33 protein-coding genes and 1 tRNA gene are annotated in these 23940 nt (G+C 31.5%); 18 read left to right on the top strand and 16 right to left on the bottom strand.

All coding sequences use genetic code 11. The annotated features are described in order from the left end of the window. Window positions 1-16: 16 nt before the first annotated feature. Genes NMSP_RS05160 through NMSP_RS05175 form a run of 4 tightly spaced genes read left to right on the top strand, consistent with a single transcriptional unit; the run spans window position 17 to window position 5012 of the window. Window positions 17-1177: a S1C family serine protease gene (locus tag NMSP_RS05160; protein WP_086907761.1), complete on the top strand. Its 1161-nt coding sequence runs from the start codon at window positions 17-19 to the stop codon at window positions 1175-1177. A 47-nt stretch (window positions 1178-1224) separates the two neighbouring features. Further along, window positions 1225-2394 carry a 7,8-didemethyl-8-hydroxy-5-deazariboflavin synthase subunit CofG gene (cofG, locus tag NMSP_RS05165; RefSeq protein ID WP_086908397.1) on the top strand — a complete coding sequence of 390 codons (1170 nt, stop codon included), beginning with the start codon at window positions 1225-1227 and terminating at the stop codon, window positions 2392-2394. Then, window positions 2391-3650, top strand: coding sequence for a 5-amino-6-(D-ribitylamino)uracil--L-tyrosine 4-hydroxyphenyl transferase CofH (gene cofH, locus NMSP_RS05170; RefSeq protein ID WP_086907762.1), 1260 nt, complete (start codon window positions 2391-2393; stop codon window positions 3648-3650). The genes cofG and cofH overlap by 4 nt, the downstream gene beginning before the upstream one ends. After that, window positions 3651-5012 carry a TldD/PmbA family protein gene (locus tag NMSP_RS05175; protein WP_086907763.1) on the top strand — a complete coding sequence of 454 codons (1362 nt, stop codon included), beginning with the start codon at window positions 3651-3653 and terminating at the stop codon, window positions 5010-5012. It begins immediately after the preceding gene. Between the two features lie 20 nt (window positions 5013-5032). Here NMSP_RS05175 and NMSP_RS05180 read toward each other — a convergent pair whose 3' ends face one another. After that, window positions 5033-5968, bottom strand: coding sequence for a calcium/sodium antiporter (locus NMSP_RS05180; protein WP_086907764.1), 936 nt, complete (start codon window positions 5966-5968; stop codon window positions 5033-5035). A gap of 224 nt (window positions 5969-6192) precedes the next feature. Between NMSP_RS05180 and NMSP_RS05185 the strand changes: the two genes are divergently transcribed. From NMSP_RS05185 to NMSP_RS05220, 8 genes are all read left to right on the top strand, one after another. After that, on the top strand, window positions 6193-6540 hold the full coding sequence (locus NMSP_RS05185) for a hypothetical protein (protein WP_318779025.1): 348 nt from the start codon (window positions 6193-6195) through the stop codon (window positions 6538-6540). A gap of 21 nt (window positions 6541-6561) precedes the next feature. Continuing rightward, window positions 6562-7287, top strand: a complete 726-nt coding sequence (locus tag NMSP_RS05190; RefSeq protein WP_086907766.1) for a proteasome assembly chaperone family protein — start codon at window positions 6562-6564, stop codon at window positions 7285-7287. A gap of 49 nt (window positions 7288-7336) precedes the next feature. Next, entirely contained in the window at window positions 7337-8359 is a 1023-nt protein-coding gene (purM, locus tag NMSP_RS05195) for a phosphoribosylformylglycinamidine cyclo-ligase (RefSeq protein WP_086907767.1), read from the top strand. A gap of 74 nt (window positions 8360-8433) precedes the next feature. Next, window positions 8434-9681 (top strand): cation:proton antiporter, encoded by a 1248-nt coding sequence (locus NMSP_RS05200; protein ID WP_086907768.1) that lies wholly within the window; start codon window positions 8434-8436, stop codon window positions 9679-9681. Between the two features lie 29 nt (window positions 9682-9710). Beyond that, window positions 9711-11297: an elongator complex protein 3 gene (locus NMSP_RS05205; protein WP_086907769.1), complete on the top strand. Its 1587-nt coding sequence runs from the start codon at window positions 9711-9713 to the stop codon at window positions 11295-11297. 9 nt (window positions 11298-11306) lie between these two features. Then, window positions 11307-12899 carry a lysine--tRNA ligase gene (lysS, locus tag NMSP_RS05210; RefSeq protein ID WP_086907770.1) on the top strand — a complete coding sequence of 531 codons (1593 nt, stop codon included), beginning with the start codon at window positions 11307-11309 and terminating at the stop codon, window positions 12897-12899. A 2-nt stretch (window positions 12900-12901) separates the two neighbouring features. Further along, a complete protein-coding gene (locus NMSP_RS05215) occupies window positions 12902-13102 on the top strand; it encodes a hypothetical protein (protein WP_086907771.1) in 201 nt (66 codons plus the stop codon). Window positions 13103-13139: 37 nt separating this feature from the next. Next, the gene (locus tag NMSP_RS05220) at window positions 13140-13901 is read left to right on the top strand and encodes a DNA repair protein (RefSeq protein ID WP_086907772.1); all 762 of its coding nucleotides are present in this window, start codon (window positions 13140-13142) and stop codon (window positions 13899-13901) included. A gap of 5 nt (window positions 13902-13906) precedes the next feature. Here the strand turns inward: NMSP_RS05220 and NMSP_RS05225 are convergent, their stop codons facing one another. From NMSP_RS05225 to NMSP_RS05230, 3 genes are all read right to left on the bottom strand, one after another. After that, window positions 13907-14353 carry a pyridoxamine 5'-phosphate oxidase family protein gene (locus NMSP_RS05225; protein WP_086907773.1) on the bottom strand — a complete coding sequence of 149 codons (447 nt, stop codon included), beginning with the start codon at window positions 14351-14353 and terminating at the stop codon, window positions 13907-13909. Between the two features lie 97 nt (window positions 14354-14450). Beyond that, window positions 14451-14585, bottom strand: a complete 135-nt coding sequence (locus NMSP_RS08705) for a hypothetical protein (RefSeq protein WP_264080387.1) — start codon at window positions 14583-14585, stop codon at window positions 14451-14453. Between the two features lie 403 nt (window positions 14586-14988). Beyond that, window positions 14989-15258, bottom strand: a complete 270-nt coding sequence (locus tag NMSP_RS05230) for a DUF1059 domain-containing protein (protein ID WP_086907774.1) — start codon at window positions 15256-15258, stop codon at window positions 14989-14991. Window positions 15259-15433: 175 nt separating this feature from the next. On the opposite strand from NMSP_RS05230, the gene NMSP_RS08490 reads away from it, so the two are divergent. From NMSP_RS08490 to NMSP_RS08495, 3 genes are read left to right on the top strand one after another with little or no spacing between them, the layout of a single operon-like run. Continuing rightward, window positions 15434-15592: a hypothetical protein gene (locus NMSP_RS08490; RefSeq protein WP_192866143.1), complete on the top strand. Its 159-nt coding sequence runs from the start codon at window positions 15434-15436 to the stop codon at window positions 15590-15592. Window positions 15593-15612: 20 nt separating this feature from the next. Continuing rightward, window positions 15613-15912 carry a hypothetical protein gene (locus NMSP_RS05235; RefSeq protein WP_086907775.1) on the top strand — a complete coding sequence of 100 codons (300 nt, stop codon included), beginning with the start codon at window positions 15613-15615 and terminating at the stop codon, window positions 15910-15912. A 35-nt stretch (window positions 15913-15947) separates the two neighbouring features. Beyond that, window positions 15948-16121 carry a hypothetical protein gene (locus NMSP_RS08495; protein WP_192866144.1) on the top strand — a complete coding sequence of 58 codons (174 nt, stop codon included), beginning with the start codon at window positions 15948-15950 and terminating at the stop codon, window positions 16119-16121. Between the two features lie 9 nt (window positions 16122-16130). On the opposite strand, the gene NMSP_RS05240 is transcribed toward NMSP_RS08495, so the two are convergent. The 3 genes from NMSP_RS05240 to NMSP_RS05250 all read right to left on the bottom strand — a co-directional run bounded on the left by NMSP_RS05240 (window position 16131) and on the right by NMSP_RS05250 (window position 17449). Then, window positions 16131-16511 carry a carbonic anhydrase gene (locus NMSP_RS05240; RefSeq protein WP_225971251.1) on the bottom strand — a complete coding sequence of 127 codons (381 nt, stop codon included), beginning with the start codon at window positions 16509-16511 and terminating at the stop codon, window positions 16131-16133. Between the two features lie 58 nt (window positions 16512-16569). Further along, entirely contained in the window at window positions 16570-16827 is a 258-nt protein-coding gene (locus NMSP_RS05245; RefSeq protein WP_086907777.1) for a hypothetical protein, read from the bottom strand. A 67-nt stretch (window positions 16828-16894) separates the two neighbouring features. Then, window positions 16895-17449: a DNA-3-methyladenine glycosylase I gene (locus NMSP_RS05250; protein WP_086907778.1), complete on the bottom strand. Its 555-nt coding sequence runs from the start codon at window positions 17447-17449 to the stop codon at window positions 16895-16897. Window positions 17450-17499: 50 nt separating this feature from the next. Here NMSP_RS05250 and NMSP_RS05255 point away from each other — a divergent pair, with 50 nt between their 5' ends. Continuing rightward, window positions 17500-17925, top strand: a complete 426-nt coding sequence (locus NMSP_RS05255; RefSeq protein WP_086907779.1) for a hypothetical protein — start codon at window positions 17500-17502, stop codon at window positions 17923-17925. On the opposite strand, the gene NMSP_RS05260 is transcribed toward NMSP_RS05255, so the two are convergent. The 5 genes from NMSP_RS05260 to NMSP_RS05280 form a co-directional block, all read right to left on the bottom strand. Further along, window positions 17926-18324, bottom strand: a complete 399-nt coding sequence (locus NMSP_RS05260) for a CBS domain-containing protein (protein ID WP_086907780.1) — start codon at window positions 18322-18324, stop codon at window positions 17926-17928. A 36-nt stretch (window positions 18325-18360) separates the two neighbouring features. Next, a tRNA-Arg gene (locus NMSP_RS05265) sits at window positions 18361-18435 on the bottom strand. A 38-nt stretch (window positions 18436-18473) separates the two neighbouring features. After that, the gene (locus tag NMSP_RS05270) at window positions 18474-19298 is read right to left on the bottom strand and encodes a hypothetical protein (protein WP_086907781.1); all 825 of its coding nucleotides are present in this window, start codon (window positions 19296-19298) and stop codon (window positions 18474-18476) included. Then, window positions 19291-19725, bottom strand: a complete 435-nt coding sequence (locus NMSP_RS05275; RefSeq protein WP_086907782.1) for a hypothetical protein — start codon at window positions 19723-19725, stop codon at window positions 19291-19293. The genes NMSP_RS05270 and NMSP_RS05275 overlap by 8 nt, the downstream gene beginning before the upstream one ends. 47 nt (window positions 19726-19772) lie before the next feature. Beyond that, window positions 19773-20486, bottom strand: a complete 714-nt coding sequence (locus tag NMSP_RS05280) for an MIP/aquaporin family protein (protein WP_086907783.1) — start codon at window positions 20484-20486, stop codon at window positions 19773-19775. Between the two features lie 119 nt (window positions 20487-20605). Between NMSP_RS05280 and bcp the strand changes: the two genes are divergently transcribed. Further along, entirely contained in the window at window positions 20606-21064 is a 459-nt protein-coding gene (gene bcp / locus NMSP_RS05285; protein ID WP_086907784.1) for a thioredoxin-dependent thiol peroxidase, read from the top strand. Window positions 21065-21078: 14 nt separating this feature from the next. Here bcp and NMSP_RS05290 read toward each other — a convergent pair whose 3' ends face one another. The 4 genes from NMSP_RS05290 to NMSP_RS05305 all read right to left on the bottom strand — a co-directional run bounded on the left by NMSP_RS05290 (window position 21079) and on the right by NMSP_RS05305 (window position 23463). Continuing rightward, window positions 21079-22023 carry a trans-sialidase gene (locus NMSP_RS05290; RefSeq protein WP_086907785.1) on the bottom strand — a complete coding sequence of 315 codons (945 nt, stop codon included), beginning with the start codon at window positions 22021-22023 and terminating at the stop codon, window positions 21079-21081. 131 nt (window positions 22024-22154) lie between these two features. Next, window positions 22155-22346, bottom strand: coding sequence for a hypothetical protein (locus NMSP_RS05295; RefSeq protein ID WP_086907786.1), 192 nt, complete (start codon window positions 22344-22346; stop codon window positions 22155-22157). Between the two features lie 66 nt (window positions 22347-22412). Beyond that, window positions 22413-22628, bottom strand: coding sequence for a hypothetical protein (locus tag NMSP_RS05300; protein WP_086907787.1), 216 nt, complete (start codon window positions 22626-22628; stop codon window positions 22413-22415). Window positions 22629-22725: 97 nt separating this feature from the next. Further along, window positions 22726-23463 carry a trans-sialidase gene (locus NMSP_RS05305; RefSeq protein WP_225971252.1) on the bottom strand — a complete coding sequence of 246 codons (738 nt, stop codon included), beginning with the start codon at window positions 23461-23463 and terminating at the stop codon, window positions 22726-22728. 96 nt (window positions 23464-23559) lie between these two features. Here NMSP_RS05305 and NMSP_RS05310 point away from each other — a divergent pair, with 96 nt between their 5' ends. Beyond that, window positions 23560-23934 carry a hypothetical protein gene (locus tag NMSP_RS05310; protein ID WP_086907788.1) on the top strand — a complete coding sequence of 125 codons (375 nt, stop codon included), beginning with the start codon at window positions 23560-23562 and terminating at the stop codon, window positions 23932-23934. Window positions 23935-23940 lie beyond the last annotated feature (6 nt).

Raw genomic sequence — 23940 nt, forward strand, 5'->3', positions numbered from 1 at the left:
AGAAAAAATTATTCTCATGGATAAATCAGGAATATTTGTGGGTGCTACTGTAGGTAGTATCAGTGTATTTATCATATTTTCAATAATTTTCATCATACCAGCAGGGTCAGATGAGACAACAATTCAAATGCAAAATCAAATAGACCAAAATGAATTACAAGTTCAAAACCAAATAGATAAAATCAATAATTTGATTTTAGATGAATCAAAATCATTATCATTAATGGAAATTTTTGAAAAAGCAGAACCAGGTGTAGTTAGAGTCAATACAATTAGAAATCAAACTAGCGATACGGGAGGAGTAGGTTCGGGATTTGTTTATGATAAAATGGGACACATCATTACAAATGCACATGTTATAGAAGGTTCGACAAAAACAGTTGTGACATTTTTAGATGGTAGATCATATAATGCAGAAATTATCGGGATGGATGAGTATACAGACATAGGAGTAATCAAAGTTAATGCAGATTTAAAATTATTAAATCCTTTATCATTAGGGGATTCATCTAATCTCAATGTTGGAGAACCAATTGCTGCAATAGGTAATCCATTTGGATTATCGGGTTCAATGACATCAGGAATTGTTAGTCAAATGGGCAGATTGCTACCATCAGGTTCAGGTTATTCAATTCCAGATGTTATTCAAACTGATGCAGCTATTAATCCAGGAAATTCAGGAGGACCCCTATTAAACATGAGAGGAAACATAGTGGGGATTAATACTGCAATACAATCTACAACAGGGGAATTTACTGGGGTAGGATTTGCAGTACCATCCCAAACGGTTGCAAAAATTGTTCCAACATTAATCAATGATGGAGAATACAAACATCCATGGATTGGAATTTCAGGCAGAGATATTGATCCAGATACAGCAAACGTATTAGGATTAAAAGATGCATTAGGATTTCTAGTCATAACAGTAGTAGAAAGTAGTCCAGCCGCAGATGCAGGACTTGTTGGTTCTGATAAGATGATAGAAGTAGATGGGAGGGAATATCCAGTTGGTGGAGACATCATAGTGGCAGTAGACGGTATGGATGTTAGAAAAATTGACGATATTTTGATACACCTTCAGAGAGTTAAAACAGTTGGAGATGAGATGAATCTAGAAATTTTGCGAGATGGTAGGACTACAAACGTTACAATTATTCTTCAAGAAAGACCAAATTGAAAGTAAATGGATACAAGCATAAATACATCCACAAAAAAAATCTTCTAATGACAAATGTGATTTTAGAATCTGAGATACTAAATAATGTATTAGAGAATAAAGAAATCGATCGTCATGAAATAATAGATATTTATCAAAAATCAATTAGTAGTTCAAATGAATTATTTGCAACCGCACAAAAACTTCGAATTAGAAATAAAAATAATTCAGTAACCTTTTCCAAAAAAGCATTTTTCAACATAATTAATCTGTGTAAAGACACATGCTCATATTGCACATACAAAGCAGAACCCGGAGAAGGAAAAATTTCTTTAATGTCTAAACAACAAATTAAAGAATTATTACAATTAGCAAAAAAATACACATGTGTAGAAGCATTATTTGTGACAGGAGAACAACCAGAAAAAAAATATCCTGAAGCAAGAAATTGGCTAAAAGAAAATGGATTCAAGTCAACCGTAGAATATCTAATTCATTCATCTGAAGAGGCATTGGAATTAGGATTATTTCCACATACAAATGCAGGAAATTTGAATTATGATGAAATGAAAGAGCTCAAAAAAACGAATGTTTCGATGGGAATAATGTTAGAAAACATTAGTGAAAGATTAACAAAAAAAGGAATGCCACATTATTTAGCAGCCAGTAAAAAACCAAAAACACGATTAAAAATCTTAGAAAACTCAGGGAAATTACAAATTCCAATGACTACAGGTATTTTGGTAGGAATTGGAGAGACGATTGAAGAAATTATTGATTCATTATTGGCAATAAGAGATCTTCATAAAAAATATGGAAATATTCAAGAAGTAATTTTACAAAATTTCCAACCAAAGCCAGATACAATAATGAAAGATTCACCATCAGCAAATGAAGAATATTTCAAAAAAATTGTAGCATTAACAAGAATTGTAATGCCAGAAATGAATATACAAATTCCACCTAATTTGTCTCCAAAATCATATCAAAGTTTCTTACAAGTAGGAATAAATGATTGGGGAGGAATTTCACCATTGACACCAGATTTCGTTAATCCAGAATTTTCTTGGCCAGAAATCAATAAAGTTGAAGATTATTCAAAGAAAGCAGGATATGATTTAAAATGCAGGTTTCCAATTTATCCAGAATTCTTTTCTTTTATTAATAATAGGTTAAGGGATAAAATAGCAGTGATTCAAAATGAAGATGGGTACGTAAAGGAAGAGTATTGGAAATGACAATTAACATAGATTCACTATTTAGAAATGCAGATCCAGTCATATCTGAAATTTTAAACAAAGCCCTATCTGAAAAAGAGATTTCAGCAAAAGAAGGATTAGAACTTTACAAAACAAAAGGAATTGATTTTCACTTAGTAGGGCTAGTTGCAGACGAATTACGAAAAAGAAGAGTAGGCAACATTGTATCTTATGTGGTAAATCGAAATATCAATTTCACAAATGTATGCATAAAACAATGTGGTTTTTGTGCATTTAGTAGAGATTTTAGAGAAGAAGAAGGATATTTCCTACCTACAGAAGAAATTGTACGTAGAGCAAAAGAAGCCCACAGTCTAGGTGCAACAGAAGTGTGTATTCAAGCAGGATTGCCTCCAGACATGGATGGAAATTTGTATGAAAACATATGCAGAGAAATCAAAAAAGAGATTCCAGACATACACATTCATGGATTTTCACCAGAAGAAATCCTATACGGAGCAACCAGATCAAATATCAAAATTGAAGAATTTCTAAAGAGAATGAAAGAAGCAGGAGTTGACACATTACCAGGAACATCTGCAGAAATATTAGATCAAAAATTAAGGGATAAAATTTCTCCAGGAAGAATAACAGTAGAACAATGGGAAGAAGTGATAAAAACAGCCCACAAGATTGGAATAAACACAACATCTACTATGATGTTTGGCCATTTAGAAAGTCTAGAACATAGAATTGAACACATTGTTAAGTTAAGAGAAATACAAAAAGAGACATCAGGATTTACAGAATTTGTTCCATTAAATTTTGTCCATTCAGAAGCACCCATGTACAAGCATCAACTACACGAAGGAATACAGCAAGGCGGAAGTGGAAATGACGTATTACTTACGCATGCAATTGCAAGGATTATGTTCAATAACACAATAGACAATATTCAGATGTCATGGGTGAAAGAAGGTCAAAAAATGTCACAGCTGCTATTGATGTGGGGAGCAAATGATTTTGGAGGAACACTAATCAATGAAAGTATATCCACATCAGCAGGTTCAGAGTACGGACAATTGTTAAGACCAAAAGAAATTAGACGGATGGTCAGAGAGATTGGAAGAATTCCAGCGGAAAGAAATACACAATACAAAATGATAAAAAAGTTTGAAACAGAAAACGAAGTAGATGAAGGGTTAGATAAGATAACAAATAACTCTCAGTTTGGATCATATAAAGAATTAATTAAAATTAATAAATTCAGATACAAAAACCCCAGAGAAGAATAATTGTCAGCCTTAGAAAAGGCAATCACATATTCAAAAAAAGCAGGAATAGACGAATGTGAAATTGTATCGGTTAAAAAAAATATCACTACAGTAAGAATTACAGATTCAGAAGTAGTTGAAATTAAACAAAATTTTGATGAAAATTTTGGGATCAGATTAATACATAATAAAAAAATTGCATCAATACAAACAACTAATGAAGAAAACATACCAGATTCAATAGCAAAAGGAATCAAATCAATCAAAAATCTAAAACCAAGAGAATTCTGGAGGGGATTACCAGTAAAAAAAGAATATCAACAACTAGAAGGAATATTTGATAAAAAAATTAAACATATTTCAGGCTCAAAAGCTACGGATATCGCTCAAAATATGATTAATTCATCTGAAAGTCTTAAAATTAATACAATTACAGGATCGCTGAATTTAGTTTATGAAAATTTTGAATTAAGTAATTCTAATGGACTAAATTTCAATAATGAATCAACATACATTTCAGGAATTATCAATGCAGAATCAGAGCAAAGCATAGTACCAGTTTCAGGAATTGGACATGCATGTGGAAGGACATTATCAAAATTCTCATCAGAGCAAATAGGAATAGATGCAAAAAATATGTGTACAAATTCAATTAATCCAAAAAAAATTGATTCAGATACATATTCCATAATTTTTGAACCTTACTCAGTGGGAGAAATATTATCATTTGTAGTAGCATCAAATTTTAATTTTAAAACATTTAAAGAAAAAAAAAGTTGCTTCTCCAATAAATATAAAGAAAAAATTTCAATGGAAGAATTCAATTTAACAGATAATCCACATATCCCAGAAGGGATTGGAACAAAGTCAATAGACAGCGAAGGAATAAAAACTGAGAAGAGTGAATTAATTGAAAATGGGGTTTTTACAAATGTTTTTTCTAATCTTTATGACAGTTACAAAGAAGGGGAAAAAGAATCATCAGGAAATGCAATAAGAATAGGATCACCCATGGGAAACAGTGCAGAACCAATTCCAGTTTCAGCCCCACATAATTTGATAGTCACACCAGGAAAAAGTAAACAAGAAGACATGATCAAAGACACCAAACAAGGGATTTTGATAGGAAGATTATGGTATACATATGCAGTTAATCCAATTAAAGGAGATTTCTCATGTACTGCAAGAAGCGGAATACAAATTATAAAAAATGGGGAAATAGTAGGACCTGGAAAATCAGTAAGAATAGTACACAATCTTCCAAAATTATTAAACAACATATCAGATATTGGAAATGATCAACGTCAAGTGATTCAATGGGCATCATTACCGTCAATCACCCCATCAATCAAAGTTGAAAATATTGCAGTTAATTCAATTTAGGCATGAAATTTAGGCACATATTATTTAAAAAACGTAGTCACCAAATACAAAACATATCCCGTTGCCAAAATAATACCCATAGTTCTGTTAATGATTTTAGTTTTCAATCCAATCAATAATGAAAGACTAAAGATAATCATTATCGCATAATCCACATAAACATCTGAAGTTATCAAAACACCACCAAGTGCAGCACCTACACCCATGATCATCAAGACATTGTAAATATTGCTTCCAATAATATTTCCAATTCCAATGTCACTGTGTCCTTTACGAATTGCAATAATAGAAGTAATTAATTCAGGAAGAGAGGTTCCAATTGCAATTACAGTTAATCCAATAATTTTTTCAGATAAACCAAATTCAGATGCAATGATTACAGCATTGTCAACTGTGAGTATTGCACCGATATACAATACAACAATTCCAATTGCAATTAATCCAAAAGATTTTAGATAAATATTATTTTTAGTATTTTCAGAATCATCTGAAGGTTTTGTTCTTTGTTTTAATGCATCCCTAAACGTGAAAAATGCAAAGACACCAAGTCCAACAAGAAGTAAACCACCATCATATATAGAAAGTTCACCATCAATAGAAAGCAAAACAAGTAATAAAGAAACACCCAACATTATCGGAATTTCTTTTCGTAATACAGATTTTTGAATTGCAACGGGAATCAAAATTGCAGATACCCCAATCACCATACCAACATTTGCAATATTACTTCCAACAATATTTCCCAAAATTATTGCACCATGATCACCAGCTGCTGCAATACTTGCTGCAAGTTCTGGAGTAGATGTCCCATATGCAACAATAGTCATACCAATTACAAGATTGCTGATACGAAATTTTTTAGCAATTCCAACTCCACCGCTAACTAGCCAATTCCCACCAAAACACAACATCACCAATCCAATAACAAGTAATGTAGCACTTAGTATGACTTCCACAACAAAATTTTACAGTATGGTTGTTTAAAGGAGATGATTCACTATATTTTCACAAATGTAACAATTCAAGCTAAGTTCAAAAAATAACATATTTTTGGAAACATATACTCAATTTCAGGAATTAAAATCCCAAAAATAGTCAAAACAAGTGTAAAAAAACTACCTAGATAGATAAAAAATAGACAAGTCAAAGACTAATAAGGTAATGTACCGTACCATACAGTATAATGAAAGCAAGACTAACTTATGTGCCACTAGAAGTGGCAGATCAATTTGAAGACTTCATCATAGAAAGAGAAGAGCAAATTCTGGATGCAGTAAAAGCAAGAACCAAAGATTTCAGCACGTTATCTTTGTTAAAGTTGTTATATCAACTCAAAGGAAATCCAATGACATTTTCACATCTATATTCAAAATCAAAAATTAGAATGAAAAAATCATTTTTGAATTACTTACACCTTTGTGTGAACTACAACTTTATAGAAAAAGAAGCAGTTGGACCAAATGTAATCTATACAATTACAGATAAAGGAAGAATAATGTTAAATCTGTTCATGCAAAAAAGTAATTAGATAGAGCATAGCGTTGAAATTGTGCAAAAAGAATTTCCAGAAGCTGAAATATTTGAAATTAAAAAAACAGAGTTAAAAAACCCGATAATTTTTGCAGGATTTGTAGGTGCAGGTCTTGTAGGACCATTGGCAATCAATCACATAATTACAGAATTGAAAATGACAGAAATTGCAGTGATGAGATCAAAATATCTTCCACCATCAACAGTTTTCATGAGAGGCAGATTACGTCATCCATTTAGATTCTATGCAAATGAAAGTGGAACAATTTGTGCAATAATTTGTGAAATCACATTAAGGATGGATGGGTTGTATTCATTAGTATCATCAATTTTAGATTGGGCTGAAAAAAATGGATCAAAAGAAATAGTGATTTTAGATGGGGTTGCAAGTACAGAACACGACGACAAAGCATATTGTGCAGCAGAAGAAGATTTAATCAGAACCATGGCAGACAAAGACATTAGTTTAATTCCACAGGGATTCATTACAGGAATTCCAGGAGGCATTCTAAATGAGTGTCTAGTTAGAGAAATTCAAGGACTAACATTATTGGCAAAAGCAAACAAAATAGAGCCAGATTCAGGCGCAGCTGCAACTCTAATTGAGGCATTAAACAGATTTTATGAGATGGAAATAGATACATCAGATTTACAAGAGGAGAAAGAAAGAATCCATTCAGAATTTAGCGAATTATCTCAAAAATATGTGGAACACAGAGAAGAGATATCTGGAATGTACATGTGATCGAAATAACAGGCAAATTCTTTTATTCACAACAAATGCGGAACAAATTATGACTTTAACATACAAAAAAGCAGGAGTAGATATTTCAAAAATTAAACAAAGTCAAAAGGCAATTGGTAAACTAATCACATCAACTCATAAACTTCAGAAAAAAGCAAAGATAGCTCATGGTTTTGGACACTATGCAGGAATTGTAGAAATTCCTGGAGGAAAATTATTAGCGACACATACAGATGGAGTAGGAACTAAAGTAGTAATTGCAAATATGATGAAAAAATACAACACAATAGGAATTGATTGTGTTGCAATGAATGTAAATGACATTATTTGTATTGGTGCAACACCAATATCATTTGTAGATTATATTGCTGCAAACAAAAATGATGTACCAATATTTAAAAAAATTGTAGAAGGATTAGTTACAGGTGCAAAAAAATCTTCAATGCCAATTGTTGGCGGAGAAACTGCAATTATGCCAGATGTAATTGAAGGAAAAGGATTTGCATTTGATTTAGCAGGAATGGTTGTGGGTCTATTGGATAAAAAAGATATGATTTTAGGAAATAAAATTAAAGCAGGTGATGCAATTATTGGAGTAAATAGTTCAGGAATTCATTCAAACGGATATTCACTTGCAAGAAAAGCTTTGCTAACAAAATATTCAGTTAAAGATAAAGTAAAAGGAGTTGGAACTATAGGAGACGCATTACTAAAACCTACAGAAATTTATACAAACCCAGTTCTTGAAATTAATCAAAAATGTAAGATAAATGGACTAGCTCACATCACAGGAGGATCATTTACCAAACTATTACGCCTCAAAAACACAGGTTATGAGATAGATTCACTTCCAAAAATACCTCCAATAATGGGATTAATAGAGGAACAAGGAGTAAAACCAGAAGAAATGTACAAAACTTTCAACATGGGAGTAGGATTCTGCATAATGGCACCAAAAGATCAGGTAAGTAAAATTGAATCAATATTCAAAAAACATAAAATCAAAAGCCAGCAAATAGGTCAAGTAATTTCTAAAAAAGGGGTTTCAGTAAACTCAATAAAAATTGCTTAATTTAACAACAACAAAATAATTTTTAGCTTGGTATCATCTTATATTACAGATTTCTGTGATTTTACTAGATAGTAATGAGTGAAGCCCATTTCATAGAGACAATAATTGGAGTAGGAATACTACTATTTGCAGCTAAATTAATGGCAGAGCTTTTCCTCAGATTAAAGCTCCCAATTGTGTTAGGAGAATTATTAGCAGGAATGATTGTTGGCCCATTTGCCTTAGGAGCATTTTTTGTAATTGATGGAAAGCAATTACTTCAGATAAATGATGAAATAAGAATACTAGGAGAAATGGGTGCAATTGTAATTCTGTTTATGGCAGGATTGGAAATGACACCAAAAGAATTCCTCAAAGGAGGAAAAGCATCATTTACAGTAGGAACGTTGGGGGTGGTTGTTCCATTTTTTGCAGGATTAGCAGTTTTCCAAATGTTTGGATTTGATGCATTACAATCAATGTTAATTGCAACAGCGCTTACAGCGACAAGTATTGCAATTTCAATTCAAGTATTAAGTGAATTTGGAAAAATCAAAACGCCCGAAGCTAGATTAATCATAGGTGCCGCAGTAGTAGATGACATTTTAGCAATTGCAGTATTATCAGTGGTATCATCAATTGCAGGATCAGATGGAGGGGTAGACAATATAGACATCACAGAAGTCACAATTACAATTTTGAAAGTATTAGGATTCTTTGTAATAATGTTAGTAGTTGCAGTTGTAGTAATACCAAAAATAATCACACCAAGATTATGGAAAGCAAAAGGCAGTGTGGAAGGAATTGCAACAGCGTCTTTCTTTGGTGCAGCAGCACTTGCAGGATCCATCGGACTATCACCCATAGTAGGAGCGTTTGCTGTAGGAATGGCATTATCAACCACAAAAGTATTTGAGAAAATTGAAAACTATATTGGAAAAATAGGATTGATTTTTGCACCATTGTTCTTTGCAATCATTGGAGCACAAGTAGACTTGAGAGCAGTTAATTTGGAGATTTTAATGATAAGTGCTGTAGTTATCATAATTGCAGTTGTAACAAAATTGGGCGGTTGTGGATTACCGGCAATGTTCTTTTTGAAAAGTAAGGCACAAGGAATGAGAGTAGGTATTGGTATGATTTCAAGAGGAGAAGTAGGATTAATTGTTGCAGGGGTAGGAGTTACAGCAGGAATTCTTACATCAGAAGTATACTCAACAATAGTAATCATGGTAGCAGTAACTACAATTATCACACCAATTTGGTTGAAAATGGAGTATAGAAAAGAACAAAAAAACGACAATAACGAATCAAATAAAACAGTAGAACAAAAATCAGAATAAATTTTAACAGTGAAAAACATAGAGAAGACATGAACAAGTTAGATCCAGCAATATCCAAAGCATGTACTGAAATTACAAAAAATTTACTGACAATAAATGAACCAAGTAAAAAACAAGTTAAAGAAGAAATTATTAAAATTTGTACAAAATACGCATTAGAAAGAATTCCAAAAAATTATGAAATATTATCAGTGGTGAGCAACTCTGATTTTGATAAATTAAAAAAAGTGTTGATTAGAAAACCAGCAAAAACAGCATCAGGAGTATCAGTAGTAGCATTAATGCCAAAACCATATGCATGTCCTCATGGAAGATGCACATATTGTCCAGGAGGAATTGAGTTTAATTCTCCAAACAGCTATACAGGAAAAGAACCATCATCATTAAATGCAATTCAAAATGAATTTGATCCTAAATTACAAATTACATCAAAAATTGAAAAATTAATTGCATTTGGACACGATCCATCAAAAATGGAAATTGTGATTGTAGGAGGAACATTCCTATTCATGCCAAAAGATTATCAAAAAGATTTCATAAAATCATGTTATGATGCACAAAATGGAACAGATTCAAAAAACTTGGAAGAATCTAAATCAAACAACGAGCATGCAGAAATAAGAAACGTAGGATTTACAATTGAAACTAAACCAGATTATTGTAAAAAAGAACATGTAGATTTAATGTTAAGTTACGGAGTTACAAGAGTAGAGATTGGAGTTCAATCATTACAAGAAAGAGTTTACAAAATTATCAATAGAGGACACGATTATAATGATGTAACAGAATCTTTTCAAATTTCAAAAGATGCAGGTTACAAAATTGTTGCACATATGATGCCAGGATTACCCACAATGACTCCAGAAGGAGATATTGCAGATTTTAAAAAATTATTTTCAGATCCTCAATTACGTCCAGATATGTTGAAAATTTATCCATCGTTAGTTATTGAAAATACACCACTCTATGAAGAATACAAAGAAGGAAAATACACTCCATATTCTGACGAGGATATGATCAAAGTATTAACAGAAGCAAAAAAGAATGTTCCAAAATGGGTGAGAATCATGAGAGTGCAAAGAGAAATTTCACCAAAAGAAATCATAGCAGGTCCAAAATCAGGTAACCTCAGACAAATTGTACATCAAAATCTTGCCAAACAAGGATTATCATGTAAATGTATCAGATGTAGAGAAGCAGGATTAGCAGATAAAAAAACAGCAAATCAAGACATAGAATTGAAAAGAATAGATTATGACTCTTCAGATGGAAAAGAAATTTTTCTATCATATGAAGACAAAAATGAAGCAATCTATGGATTTTTGAGACTAAGAAAACCAAGTTTTGAAGCTCATAGAGATGAAATTGATGAAAATACATGCATAGTTAGAGAAATTCACGTGTATGGAAAATCATTGAAATTAGGAGAAAAAGAAACTGATGAAATTCAACATTCAGGATTAGGAAAAAATTTGATGAAAGAAGCTGAAAAAATATCTAAAGAAGAATTTGATGCAAAAAAAATACTAGTGATTAGTGCTGTAGGTACTAGAGAATATTATCAAAAATTAGGGTATTCGTTATATGGGCCATACATGTCCAAAATATTGAATTAAGGAAAAGATATGTCTGAAGAAAAAATTATTGGTAAAGGAACATGGATAGACAAATTAGCATCAGAATTACTTGAACGTGAAAAAGAACTTGGGAGAAATTTAGATCTGATAAATGTAGAAAGCGGATTAGGCGCATCAGGAATTCCACATATCGGAAGTTTAGGAGATGCAGTTAGAGCATATGGAGTAAAGCTCGCATTAGAAAATTTAGGATACAAGTCAGAATTAATTGCATATTCAGATGACCTAGACGGGTTAAGAAAAATTCCAGAAGGGATGCAAGAATTTGGTTTAGATGAGCATTTAGGAAAACCAGTTTCACTAATTCCAGATCCTTATGGATGTCACGATTCTTACGGAATGCACATGAGCAGTATTCTATTAGATGGATTAGATAAAGTTGGGATAGAGTATGAATTTAGAAGAGCTAAAGAGACATACAATCAAGGATTATTAAAAAATCAAATACATACGATATTAGAAAACAGTACAAAGATTGGAGATAAAATTTCAGAATTAGTTGGACAAGAAAAATATCAAAAATATTTACCATATTTCCCAGTGTGTAAGGAATGTAATCGACTTTACACAGCAGAAGCTACAGAATACATATCAGATAAAAAAATTGTCAAATACAATTGTCATGATACAGAAATAGGTTCAAAAATGATCAAAGGTTGCGGTCATCAAGGGGAAGCAGACATTACAAAAGATTTAGGAAAATTAGCTTGGAAAGTAGAATTTGCTGCAAGATGGTCAGCATTTGACATTAGATTTGAAGCATATGGAAAAGACATCATGGATTCAGTCAAAGTAAATGATTGGGTGGCAGATGATATTTTACAATTCCCACACCCACATCATGTAAAATATGAGATGTTTTTAGATAAAGGAGGAAAGAAAATTTCAAAATCACTAGGAAATGTGATTACTGCACAAAAATGGTTAGAATTTGGAAATTCAAAATCAATTTTACTTCTACTGTACAAAAGAATTACGGGGGCTAGAGAATTAGGATTTGACGACATTCCAGGTTTGATGAATGAATACAATGAGCTTGAAGATACGTATTTTGGCAGAATCAAAGTAGACAATCAAGCAAAACTAACCAAATTGAAAGGACTGTATGAATATGTAAATTTGCTTAATCCTCCAAAACAATCTAGTATTCATGTAAATTACAGATTATTAATTGAATTAACAAAAATTTTCAAAGAAAACAGAAATGAGAGAGTTATGAAAAAACTCATTGATTATGGAGTAATAAAAGAAGAAGGCAATCAGGAAATACAAAAATTGATAGAAATAGCAGGGAATTATTCTGATGAGTTTGATGAACAAGAAAAAATAGAAGTAGAACTTGACAATACTGCTAAAAAAGCAATATCATTACTCATTACAGAGTTAGAAAAAGAAGAAGATCCAGAAGATATTCAAAATACAATATATCAAATTGCTAAAGGAAATGACGTACAACCAAAAGACTTCTTTAGAATACTATATCAAATAATTTTGGGAACATCAAGAGGTCCAAAGATAGGACCATTTATCACAGATATTGGAAGAAAGCAAGTTGCCAAAACACTATCAGAGTATGTTTAACAATGGTTCACGGAGAACACAATAAAAGTAGAAACAGTGGAGGATTTGCACTAATTATTTTAGGAGCACTAATGTTGATTGTAGGTCCTCAGGAAGCAATAGTTCCAAAAAGTTTGAGCGTAATTGTATGGATTGGCGGCATAGCTATTGGCAGTATAGGCTTTTATCTAAAATTCGTGAGAAATAGAGTCAAACGGCAATAAAGAAATATTCATCTTTTGGAACATATGTGATAAGAAAATGGGATTTTTTAGCAAAAAAAAAGAAATTAAAAATGATGATGAAGATGAATCAATTTTAAAAGAAGAGTTAGAAACTGAAGTTGAAAAGCTTCAAACAGAATTCAGAACAAAACAAGAAGAAATAGTAAAAGTTTCAGAAAAGATTCAGACTGTAAAAGAAGAATACGATACTACAGTAAGTAATCTAATGTCAGTAAAAAAAGAATTCAATCAAAAAAAAATGGAATTAGACATTGTTCAAAGAGAATACAGAGAAATTAGAGAGAAAATAAAAAATGCTCAACAAATTAAAGATACAAAATCAATTAATGAGTTCAATAAAACTGAAAAAGAATATAAAAAAATTAAAGATGAATTAGAACAAATGATGAAGGAACAAAAACAAATTAAGGAGGAAATTGCAAAAGGACAATCAACGATACATGGATTAAGAAAGCAACAAGTTGAAGTAGGTAAAGAATTAGATGAAGCAAATTCAAGATTATACAATGCAAAAGAGGAATTAGATAAAAAAGATAAATTTCAAGATACTAGTGTCTTAACATCAAAGGAGAAAAAAGAAATTAAAAATAATTCACCTACTGAAAAAGCTAATGCAGGAGTAATTGAGGCAGCAAGTATAGTTGTTGGATCATTAAAATCAAAACTAAACACGGCACATAAGGAATTAGAACAAATTCAAGGGGTTTTAGAAGAAGAAAGAGAGGCACATAAAAAAACAAGACAAGAATTAATGAAGATTAAATCTGAAAAAAATTAAAGTAATCATAAATCATTAAAATATTTCTTCCATCTTAATTTTATTTCAGTCTCAGATCTGCCCAAATCATAGAGAGGAGAAGTTACTTCAGAAATAGATGAAACAGTAACTAATACAACAGAGTTAATTGGACTTTGAATTCCATTGTTTCTATAATAATCGACAATTTCATCAAACAAAGGAGTATCTTTAATAATTTTTCCAGTTCCAATAAACAAATATCCCTTGCGAGATAAGGGATCAATTACATTAATTTCCACAGAAGGATTATTTCTTAAATTACTCATAGTGTCTGGTGAGCGAATATTTGCAAATACAAGAAGTTCAGAAGTCCAAGAAATTATAGTTCCCTTTGGAGAAATGTTAGGTTTTCCATCAGATGAAACAGTTGCAACATAACCTAATTTTTGAGAATTTAAAAAACTCTTAATTTCTGAAGAGATAACAGACATACTACTTGTAATGTATTGAACGTAATTAATTTTAAGAATTATCAAACATAGTCGAAATTAGTTAATTTTCAAATAACATCGTTGAGAGAAGCATTTGCTAATATTTTTTTGGTTTCTTTTTCCTTGTATTTTCTTGTTGTTTCTTTTTATAATTTCTAATACGCTGTTTTTGTTCAGCGTCCTTTTGACCTTTACGTTTTCGTTTATCGATTTTCTTTTTTGAACCAGCCATAATAGAAATTATCAAATTTTTATAATTTATTAGCTATCTTTAGCTGGAAAATCGTAATCAACCCAATAATTATCAAAATACTGCCAATAGGCAACAAATAGTCTAATGATGGAAATGCAAAATATCCAATTAACACAAAAATTCCAATTAAAAGAAACCCAGATATTCCATTTACAGCAAGTTTGCTCATAAATTCATCACTTTTTACGATTTTATCGCATGAATTCAGCCATTTCTATTGAGAAAAAGAAAAACCCAATGCCTCCCCCAATCATTGCAATCCATGCAATAACTTGTTGCTTTTTATTCATAAAATAAAAAAAATATACTCATTATTGAATCTAATTGAAATGTTAAGACAAGTGACCTTTTTCTAAATCGATAATTCATAAAAACAATAAAGTTATTCTTGATCAGCAATTAGTTGGGTTACTTTTTCCATCTTCTCCCCCCACCACCAAAATCTTCCGGATTCAATTCGTGCACCATCTTTGTAAACTTTAGAAGTGATTATGGATTTGATGATTTCAATATTTTCAAGATTCAATTCAATTTCTTTATGTTGTGATAAAATGTGTTCTTTCAGTTTCGACCATACTTCTTCCATGTTTTCGTCATTAAATGACCATGTACAATCTCTCTCGGCATCTTTACAAGTAATTGGTCTTGGCATTATCCCTTGATTAACTACTAAATTTTACACTAAAAAAAGTCACTGCGTCATTTTGGCGCATATTTTAAGAAAATATCTATTTATCGAACACAGGAGAATTATTTGAAAGGGTTAACTCACAACTATATGTCAAATTAAAGACAATTATAATTACAATTAAAATAAAGGAATAGAGTTGGTAAGTATCAAAGACATAGGCAAATTATTCGTTTTTGTAGTAGTAGGATTAGGAACAATAATTGTTGGTTCTTTTATGATTAGAGGCACTATGCATATGTGGGATAACGTAGATGATGAAGGAAAAGATGCAGGGAATAAAAATACTAAAAAGTAAAAGATAGAGAGCATAAGATATTGCTTCAAAACTCAACTATTAGAAAATCATTGGATGAGTATATCAAAAGACGAATAAAAGAAATACCAACTGAAATTGAACAAACTTTTCCAAACATTAAAAAAATTTGGAAATGCAATGATGAGTTAGATTTTCTATATGGTTATTATGTCGGAAAAATTGAAGAAGGAAGTTTACACTATTTACTCAAGGCAACACGTGCATCAGCAGGGGGATATGTAGATACTTTTGAAATAAGAGGGATTATTGAAGAAAATAAAATACAACTTCAAGAAACTATTAAAAATACACTAAATTAGTGAACTAAAAATACTAGAGAAATCATAGAAAAAATATGGTAGGACCACAAGATGGAGGATTTGGTTTTGATCAATCTAAAAAATATACTAAAGTTGAAAATATCGAGGAAGTTTGTGTTCAATGCCAAGCTGGTCAACATAAAAAATGTCTAAAAAAATCAAAAGAACAAGATGTTTGTGAATGCGAACACTGTATGATTTACGGTTAGATTAACAAATTATTCAACTAAATGAGGAACAAAATTTTCATCTATCCACACACCAACTACATCTGCATCTAGATTCCAAGAAGAAATTATTTCTACACTTTTTTTAATATGAGTAAAATGTTCTTCATCAGAAACAGGGTTACCTGCACAGCCAAAATGACCGGAAACCACAATATGATTGGACTTGTGATTAGTTACAGAGATCATTACACTTTTTTTAAGAGATTCAACATTTCCATCAAACATTACTTTATCAATTCCAGGAGCGGTAATAGTATCAACAAAATCTACACCATATTTTGCCTTAATCCAGTCATTCATAGGAATTTGAACTCTTCCATCCATACAAGATAACGAGGTTGCAAAAGATTTTTCAGTCAAAGTATTCAATATTCTTCAAAATTATTACAAATATTAAATTTTAGGAAAAACAGTATATAATAAAAAATTAATTTTCAACGTCATATCTTAACAGGATTTCATCAGCCTTTCCCAATATTTCCAAAATGCTTGTATTTACAGCAATTTCATTCTGGTAAATCCCAATATAGGAAGTAAGCATATCTTTAGATGTCGGAAATGATTCATGTTTTGGAAGTTCTTTTTCAAAATCATCAATAGAATTTTGAAGAGACACATTTCTTTTTTCCAATTTATTTGTGGCTTCTCTAATTAATTTTTCAACAATTGGATCTAATTTTGTCACTGATCCCTAATGATTTTCTTAAATTTATCTATGATCTTTTCAAAACGTATTGTGTCATAGATAATAATTATTTCAAATATTTGAAGCAATTAGCAGTATGATCATTAACCATCCCTATGGCCTGCATAAATGCATAACATATTGTAGGTCCAACAAAAGTAAATCCATGCTTTTTAAGATCTGTACTAAGTTTTTGAGAGAGTTCAGTATATGCAGGTAAATCAGAATATGTTTTGAATTTATTTTTAATTGGTTTATAATTTACAAATCCCCACAAATAGTTATCAAAAGTTCCAAATTGTTTTTGAATTTTAAGAAAGTGTTTAGCATTATTAATCGCAGAATTAATTTTGAGTTTATTTCTAATAATTGATGGGTTTTGGATTAATTTTTCAATATCTTTTTGATTGAGTTTTGAAACAAGATTAGCATCAAAATTGTAAAAAGCTTCGCGATATCCATTTCGTCGATTAAGAATAGTAGTCCAAGATAATCCAGCTTGTGCACCCTCTAAAATTAAAAATTCAAATAATTTTCTATCATCATGTTGAGGAACTCCCCATTCAACATCATGGTACGTTAAATTAGGCTCATTTTTAGCCCATTCGCATCTTTTTTTCATAATTATCCACAATTGATACAGAATATTAATTCTAAAAAATTCAATTAATTATGAAAATAAATAAGCAGTTATTGCAAATCAATAGAAATTTCATTATTTGTTTTATTGCTTCTGCATCATTATCAGCTGTAGCTGCTCAATTATTAGCAGGTTATGAAAATTATCAAACCACAACAATAACAATAATTATCGGGTACGTAATTTACTTTGGATTATTCTCTAGTTTGTTTTACATAGACAATAGAAAAAGATACAAGACGATGGAATCTAAATTAATTAAAAAAGAACTATTAAAATTAATTTCATCTTTTGGAGTTGGGGAGATAATATATTTAGGAATTAGATGGCCAAGTTTGTATTATTTTTTAGAAATAGGAATTGAACCATATCTTGCATCAATTATTTCAGAAGTTATTGCTACAACATGCTATATGATATCAGTAACAGTATTTCTCAGAAAAACTAAAACTTTCTAGTTATTTACTGAGTTGAGTCACTAAATCAGTTGATGTTATTAATCCAATAATTTTTCCATTATCAGTTACACCTAATTTTCTAATTTTTTTTGTAGTCATTCTTTCTGCAGCTGCAGAAATGGTTGCATCAAAATTTATTGTGATTAATGGGGTAGACATAATTTTTTCTACAGAAGTATCGGAAGGTAAATCATTGCATACAATTTTTGTTGCGTAATCTCTATCAGTCACTATTCCTTTAAGATTATTATCTTTCTTTACAAGAACTGCACCAATTCCACCTTGCTCCATCATCTTGGCTACTTGAAAAACGGTTGTTTCGCCAGGGACAGAGATAATTGCTTGTGTCATAATATCTTTAACTAAAATGGAGGACGATTCAAAGTCTTTACGGCTCATCAATATACTGAGAAATTATGATATTTAAGAATAAAGAGGGCGCAATGGGATTCGAACCCACGACCTATAGATCCGCAATCTATCGCTCTATCCAAGCTGAGCTATACGTCCAAGAACATTGAGAATTGTGCACTTAATTTGGATTGCTATTACTGGAAATATTTTGAAAAAACATATTGGGTTTCATCAGATTCCTGAAACGACCAAGCAGTAGGTAATGGAATATTTTGAATTAATTTTAAAGAATTATTTTCCATAAAAGTACCCCATCCAGACATATTTTTTGGATCAGCAGAATATTTTTTTGATATAGTACCAGCAAATCCCCATCCAGAATTTTGGAACAAATCAGAATTCAATTTAATTTTATTTAAAATTCCTGTAGCTAATTCTATTCCACCCATTTGAGCTAGTCCACCTATGAAGAATAACGGTTTGATTAAATTTAATGAGGAATAGTCAAATTGGGTTGCATCAAAACAGTAAGGATTAAAATCAATTTTTGTATTAAGGGATTTTTGAAGATCAGTTAATTGGTTATCAAGTTCAATACTGTATGACTCAAGACCTATCACCTCACCACAATAAGCAATTCTTCCATCACCAGAGCCAATATCAATTATTTGGGAATAACCATTTTCCTTTGCAAATAATGTCAAGATATATGCAGACATAATCCATGTAGGAGAAAAAGGAGCATGACTTGAATTATGTTGAATACTGTTTAACCAGTATTTGTTAATATCACCTTCATATACAATACAAGGAATTCCACCAAGTGTTTTTTTAAATGAATTATAGTAAATAGGATTTTTTTCAGCAAATTCATGAAGTAGTTTTAGTTCGTCCTTATCAATTGGAAATAAATCAGAATTTGAAAGTGGAAGAAATTCTTGAATTTGGCTTGAACCATCATATTTACCAGCAAATTCTTTTTTTAAATTAACTAAATTTTCAGCAAGTTTTTCAATCATCAGATAAACCTGCATCATATTGTTTTACAAATTCTTTTGTACTCATCAGTTCACGTAATTTTTCATATAATTTAGCCTCATTTTCAATGGTTTCTTTTGACTTTTGTTCAGAATTTAGAGATTGTAAATTCTTAGTAATTTCCAAAACAGAATTTGAAATATTTGACATTATTTTAGGATGAATTGTGGAATTGAATTTTTCAGAAATAAAATTTTCGGCATTTGAAATTTTTTCAAAAGAACTCAAATCAGATTTATCAATTTGTTGCCTCATCACCTCAATCAGTGATGAGACATTAGTGATTTGATAGTAAATCTCAACAATTTGATTTACATCTAATTCATTTTCAGAATTTATTTGATTTGCTAAATTTTCTAATTTTTCAAATTCAATGATAAATAATTCAATCAATTCGTTTGAGGACATTATCAAAAAACGATTTTAAATTTTTAAAAATGTTGGTATTTAGAAAATTAATCTTCTTGTTCTGCTTTGTTTACGTAAATGAAAGTCATCAAAGCACCGGCAATAATACCACCGATGATTGGACCAACCCAATAAATCCATTGAACTTCCCATAATCCAGCATCACCTGAAATTAATGCAGGAGAAAAGGATCTTGCAGGGTTCATTGATGCACCAGTTAAAGGTACACCGATTAAGTGTAATAAGAAAACCATACCACCAATTGCTGCACCATAAACACTCTTTGGTGCTTTTTTGTGAACAGCAGTCATAAAGATTACAACTACTAAGAAGAATGTGAAAATAGCCTCTAAAACAACTGCAGAAATTAAACTACCATTGATAATTTCACTTGGTCCACCATGAGCACCCCAAAGCACTTGTTTTCCAATTTCTGGAAATATTACTGCAAGGGTGGCAGTTGCAATTACTGCACCAATTATTTGAAATAGAATATACCCAATTCCATCTTTGATACCAATTTTTTTAGTAATCATCATAGGAATGGTTACTGCAGGATTAATGTGAGCTCCTGAAACATGACCAAATGCATATACCATTAATGCAATTGCACCACCGTGACCCAATGAAATGAAAATTACGGCTTCTGTAGATAATCCATCACCATACCATGCTGCAGCCAAGATTACAGATAGCGGACCAAAGAATACGAGTCCAAATGTTGCAATTGCTTCAGCAAGCCATGCGCGAGTGTTAACCATCAAGCAATTCCCAAAAGATTTCAATATAAACAATTGGATTAGGATTAGATCTTAGAACATACTAGCACCATGATGAAAATGGGGAATTTGTATAAATAATGAATTTCTAAAAAAATGGTATGTTAGAAGAAGGAGATTCAGTTCCAAAATTTACTCTAAATGATGCAGATGGAAATAAAATAAAATCAACAGATTTCAAAGGAAAAAAACATGTCATCTACTTTTATCCAAAAGACTTCACTCCAGGATGTTCAACTCAAGCAGATGAATTTTCAACAGAATACAAAAAATTTCAAAAAGAAGATATTGAAATTATTGGAATTAGTCCAGACGACATAGATTCCCATAAAAAATTCTGTACTAAAATGGGAATCAAATATGTGTTATTATCAGATTCAGAAAAAGAAGTTTCTAAACAATTTGGTGTTTGGGGAATGAAAAAATTCATGGGGAGAGAATACATGGGAGTTACCAGAAGCTCATTTTTAGTTAATGAGAAAGGAAAAATTTTCAAGACATATCCAAAGGTCAAGCCCAAAGGACATGCATTATTAGTTTTAGAAGATTTTAAAGAATAAAAATAAAGAAAAGGTTAGAAACCTTTTGGTAGTGTACCTCTTGAAGATTTAGCTGGTTCTGGTTCAGCCTTTGCTTCAAATCCTTTTGGCAATGCACCACCTTTCTTGTTAGCAGATACTTTTGCAGCTGCTTCTGCTGCAGCTGCTTCTGCTGCGGCTTTTGCATCATCAATTTTTTGCTGTTCCAGTCTTTTCAAATAATCAGCTTCATAGTCCGATAATTTGTCTTGTTTGGATTTACCATCATCGTTTGGAGCAGTTTGTGGTGGTGGAGCTTGTTCAGAAACTTGTGGTTTTGGAGCTTCTTGAGCAGTTGCTTTTGCAGTTACACCTTCAGCAGTCATATTTACACCACTGAAACTTCCAAATCGTTTTTGAGGTGGATGATATGCAAGTCTAGGTCTTGTTGCAAAGTATTGTTCTGATGGTTGTGTATAACCAGTTACTGTTGCTTTTTGATCATTCCAATTTTTAGTTGGGATTTTACCTACCGGTGCATAACCTCTAACAAAGTATCTGTTAGGTGCTGGTGTGTATCCAGTGACTTTTGCTCTGTACTGATGGAAATCAGTCATTGCTGCATTCATGTATGCATCTTCTAATGCATCTTGGAATGTTGCGGGAGGTTGTGATTTTGTCTCAGCTGGTTTTGGAGCTTCCTTTGGTTTTGGTGTAGAACCTTTTGGAAGTGTAGGTTTTGGCTTTGCTGTCTCAGCTGGTTTTGGAGCTTCCTTTGGTTTTGGTGTAGAACCTTTTGGAAGTGTAGGTTTTGGCTTTGCTGTCTCAGCTGGTTTTGGAGCTTCCTTTGGTTTTGGAGCTTCCTTTGGTTTTGGGGCTTCATCAGATGTTGTAGCAGAAGGAGGATCTAATTGTTCAGATAATTTTGATAATTTTGCCTCTAATTCTGCAATCTTTTCTTCAAGATCTTTTTTTGTATTAGTTTTGCGTTTTGTGGCCATTCAAATAACTAATAATTTCATTGTTTATTTACATTTTGTTTAGAATTTTAAAAATAAATTAATTAAATTCAAAAAAACATATTTTTTCTGCTATTTTATTGAAAAAATTATTAAATTATTTTTATAGATGGTCAATCTGGCTCCCAAAATTGCATAACATACATGCAATTGTTACAACGCCATAATCTTACATGAATTCCATTTTCAGCATCAGCAACATATTTTCCATCTTTTAATTTCACCACTTGAGGAAGATAGCTTAATTCATTATTTTCAAGCCATTCATCTTCTTGACAATTAGGACAAGGAATTTTTGGAGCCATTTACAATTCAGTTAAGACAAAACATGCATATTACTTTTTTACAAAATGATTACAAAAATTACTAGTTCATAATTTTAATCGTTTAGAATCTAGTTCGTTTTTAAAAATAATTATCAATTCTTCAACAGTACAATTTTTTAAAGATGATGGTAAAGTGGACGGATCAAAAGACTGGAATTTATGGATTTTTTTTCCAATCAATAATTTAACGAAACTTGGTATATTTGCATCAAATTTTTCGTTAACATAATCAACAATTTCATCTATTTCATTTTGTTTCATATTAATTACAAATTCAAATCACATAATAAAGTTAAAAAAAATACTGAATAACCAAAGTTAAAGAAGAATAAAAATAGAAAATAATGGATATTTTGAATTAGAAACCTTTTGGTAGTGAACCCTTTCCTTTAGCTTTCATTTCTGAAGCATAGGATTCTTTTGCCAATTTTTCTGCTTCCTTTGGAGTCAATTTAGGAGCTTCTTTTGGTTTTGTTTGTACACTAAGACCGTCAACAGTCATAGCTACACCACTGAAACTTCCAAATCTCTTTTCTGCTGGATGATATGCAAGTCTAGGTCTTGTTGCAAAGTATTGGTTTGATGGTTGTGTATAACCAGTTACTGTTGCTTTTTGATCATTCCAATTTTTAGTTGGGATTTTACCTACTGGAGCTGTGCCTCTAACAAAGTATCTGTTAGGTGCTGGTGTGTATCCAGTGACTTTTGCTCTGTACTGATGGAAATCAGTCATTGCTGCATTCATGTATGCATCTTCTAATGCATCTTGTACAGTTGTTGGAGCAGATGCTTTTTCAGCTGGTTTTGGAGCGTCTTTTACAGTTTCTGCAGGTTTCTCAAATCCTTTTGGCAATGTACCTTTAGGTTTTGTTGTTGCTGCAGGTCTCTCAGCTGGTTTTGGAGCTTCCTTTGGTTTTGGTGTAGAACCTTTTGGAAGTGTAGGTTTTGGCTTTGCTGTCTCAGCTGGTTTTACCTCAGCAGGTTTAGTTTCTGCTGGTTTTGCGGTAAGCTGATCAGATAATTGATTTAATTTTGCTTCTAATTCGGCAATCTTGTCTTCAAGATCTTTTTTTGTTTGCTTTTTAGCAGCTGCCATTAATTTTGATGCCTAATTCGGGGTTTATGTACATTTGGTTTGAACTAGGTGTACAAATATGATCAATTTTATATGTTTAATCTGATGTTCTTTCGTATGGACGACTTTGAAAAAGAATATCCAGATTTTGATTGGAAAAATACACCAGCATACAAACATCCAGGTGGAAGAAATTGCCCATGTCCAAAACACGAATACATCAGAGAACAAATCAATTTCACAAAACAAGTCAACGAGAAAGGTAAAGAGCCTTCCAAAGTCACACTAAAGTTTTGTCCAGATCACTACAGAGTATATCTAGATGAAGTAATCCCAGCAATGCCCTTGAAATATAGAATATTAACAAAAATTGCACTAAAATTAGGTGCAATTCAAATTGAACAATTGAAATACATGGAATCAGAATTATGTTTTTACTGCAAATTTGGTTCTGGCGGTCATGACAAAAAAACAGAACTACCACCAATGTAAATAGTA

It is taken from the genome of Candidatus Nitrosomarinus catalina, from assembly GCF_002156965.1.
GTDB lineage: Archaea > Thermoproteota > Nitrososphaeria > Nitrososphaerales > Nitrosopumilaceae > Nitrosopumilus > Nitrosopumilus catalinensis.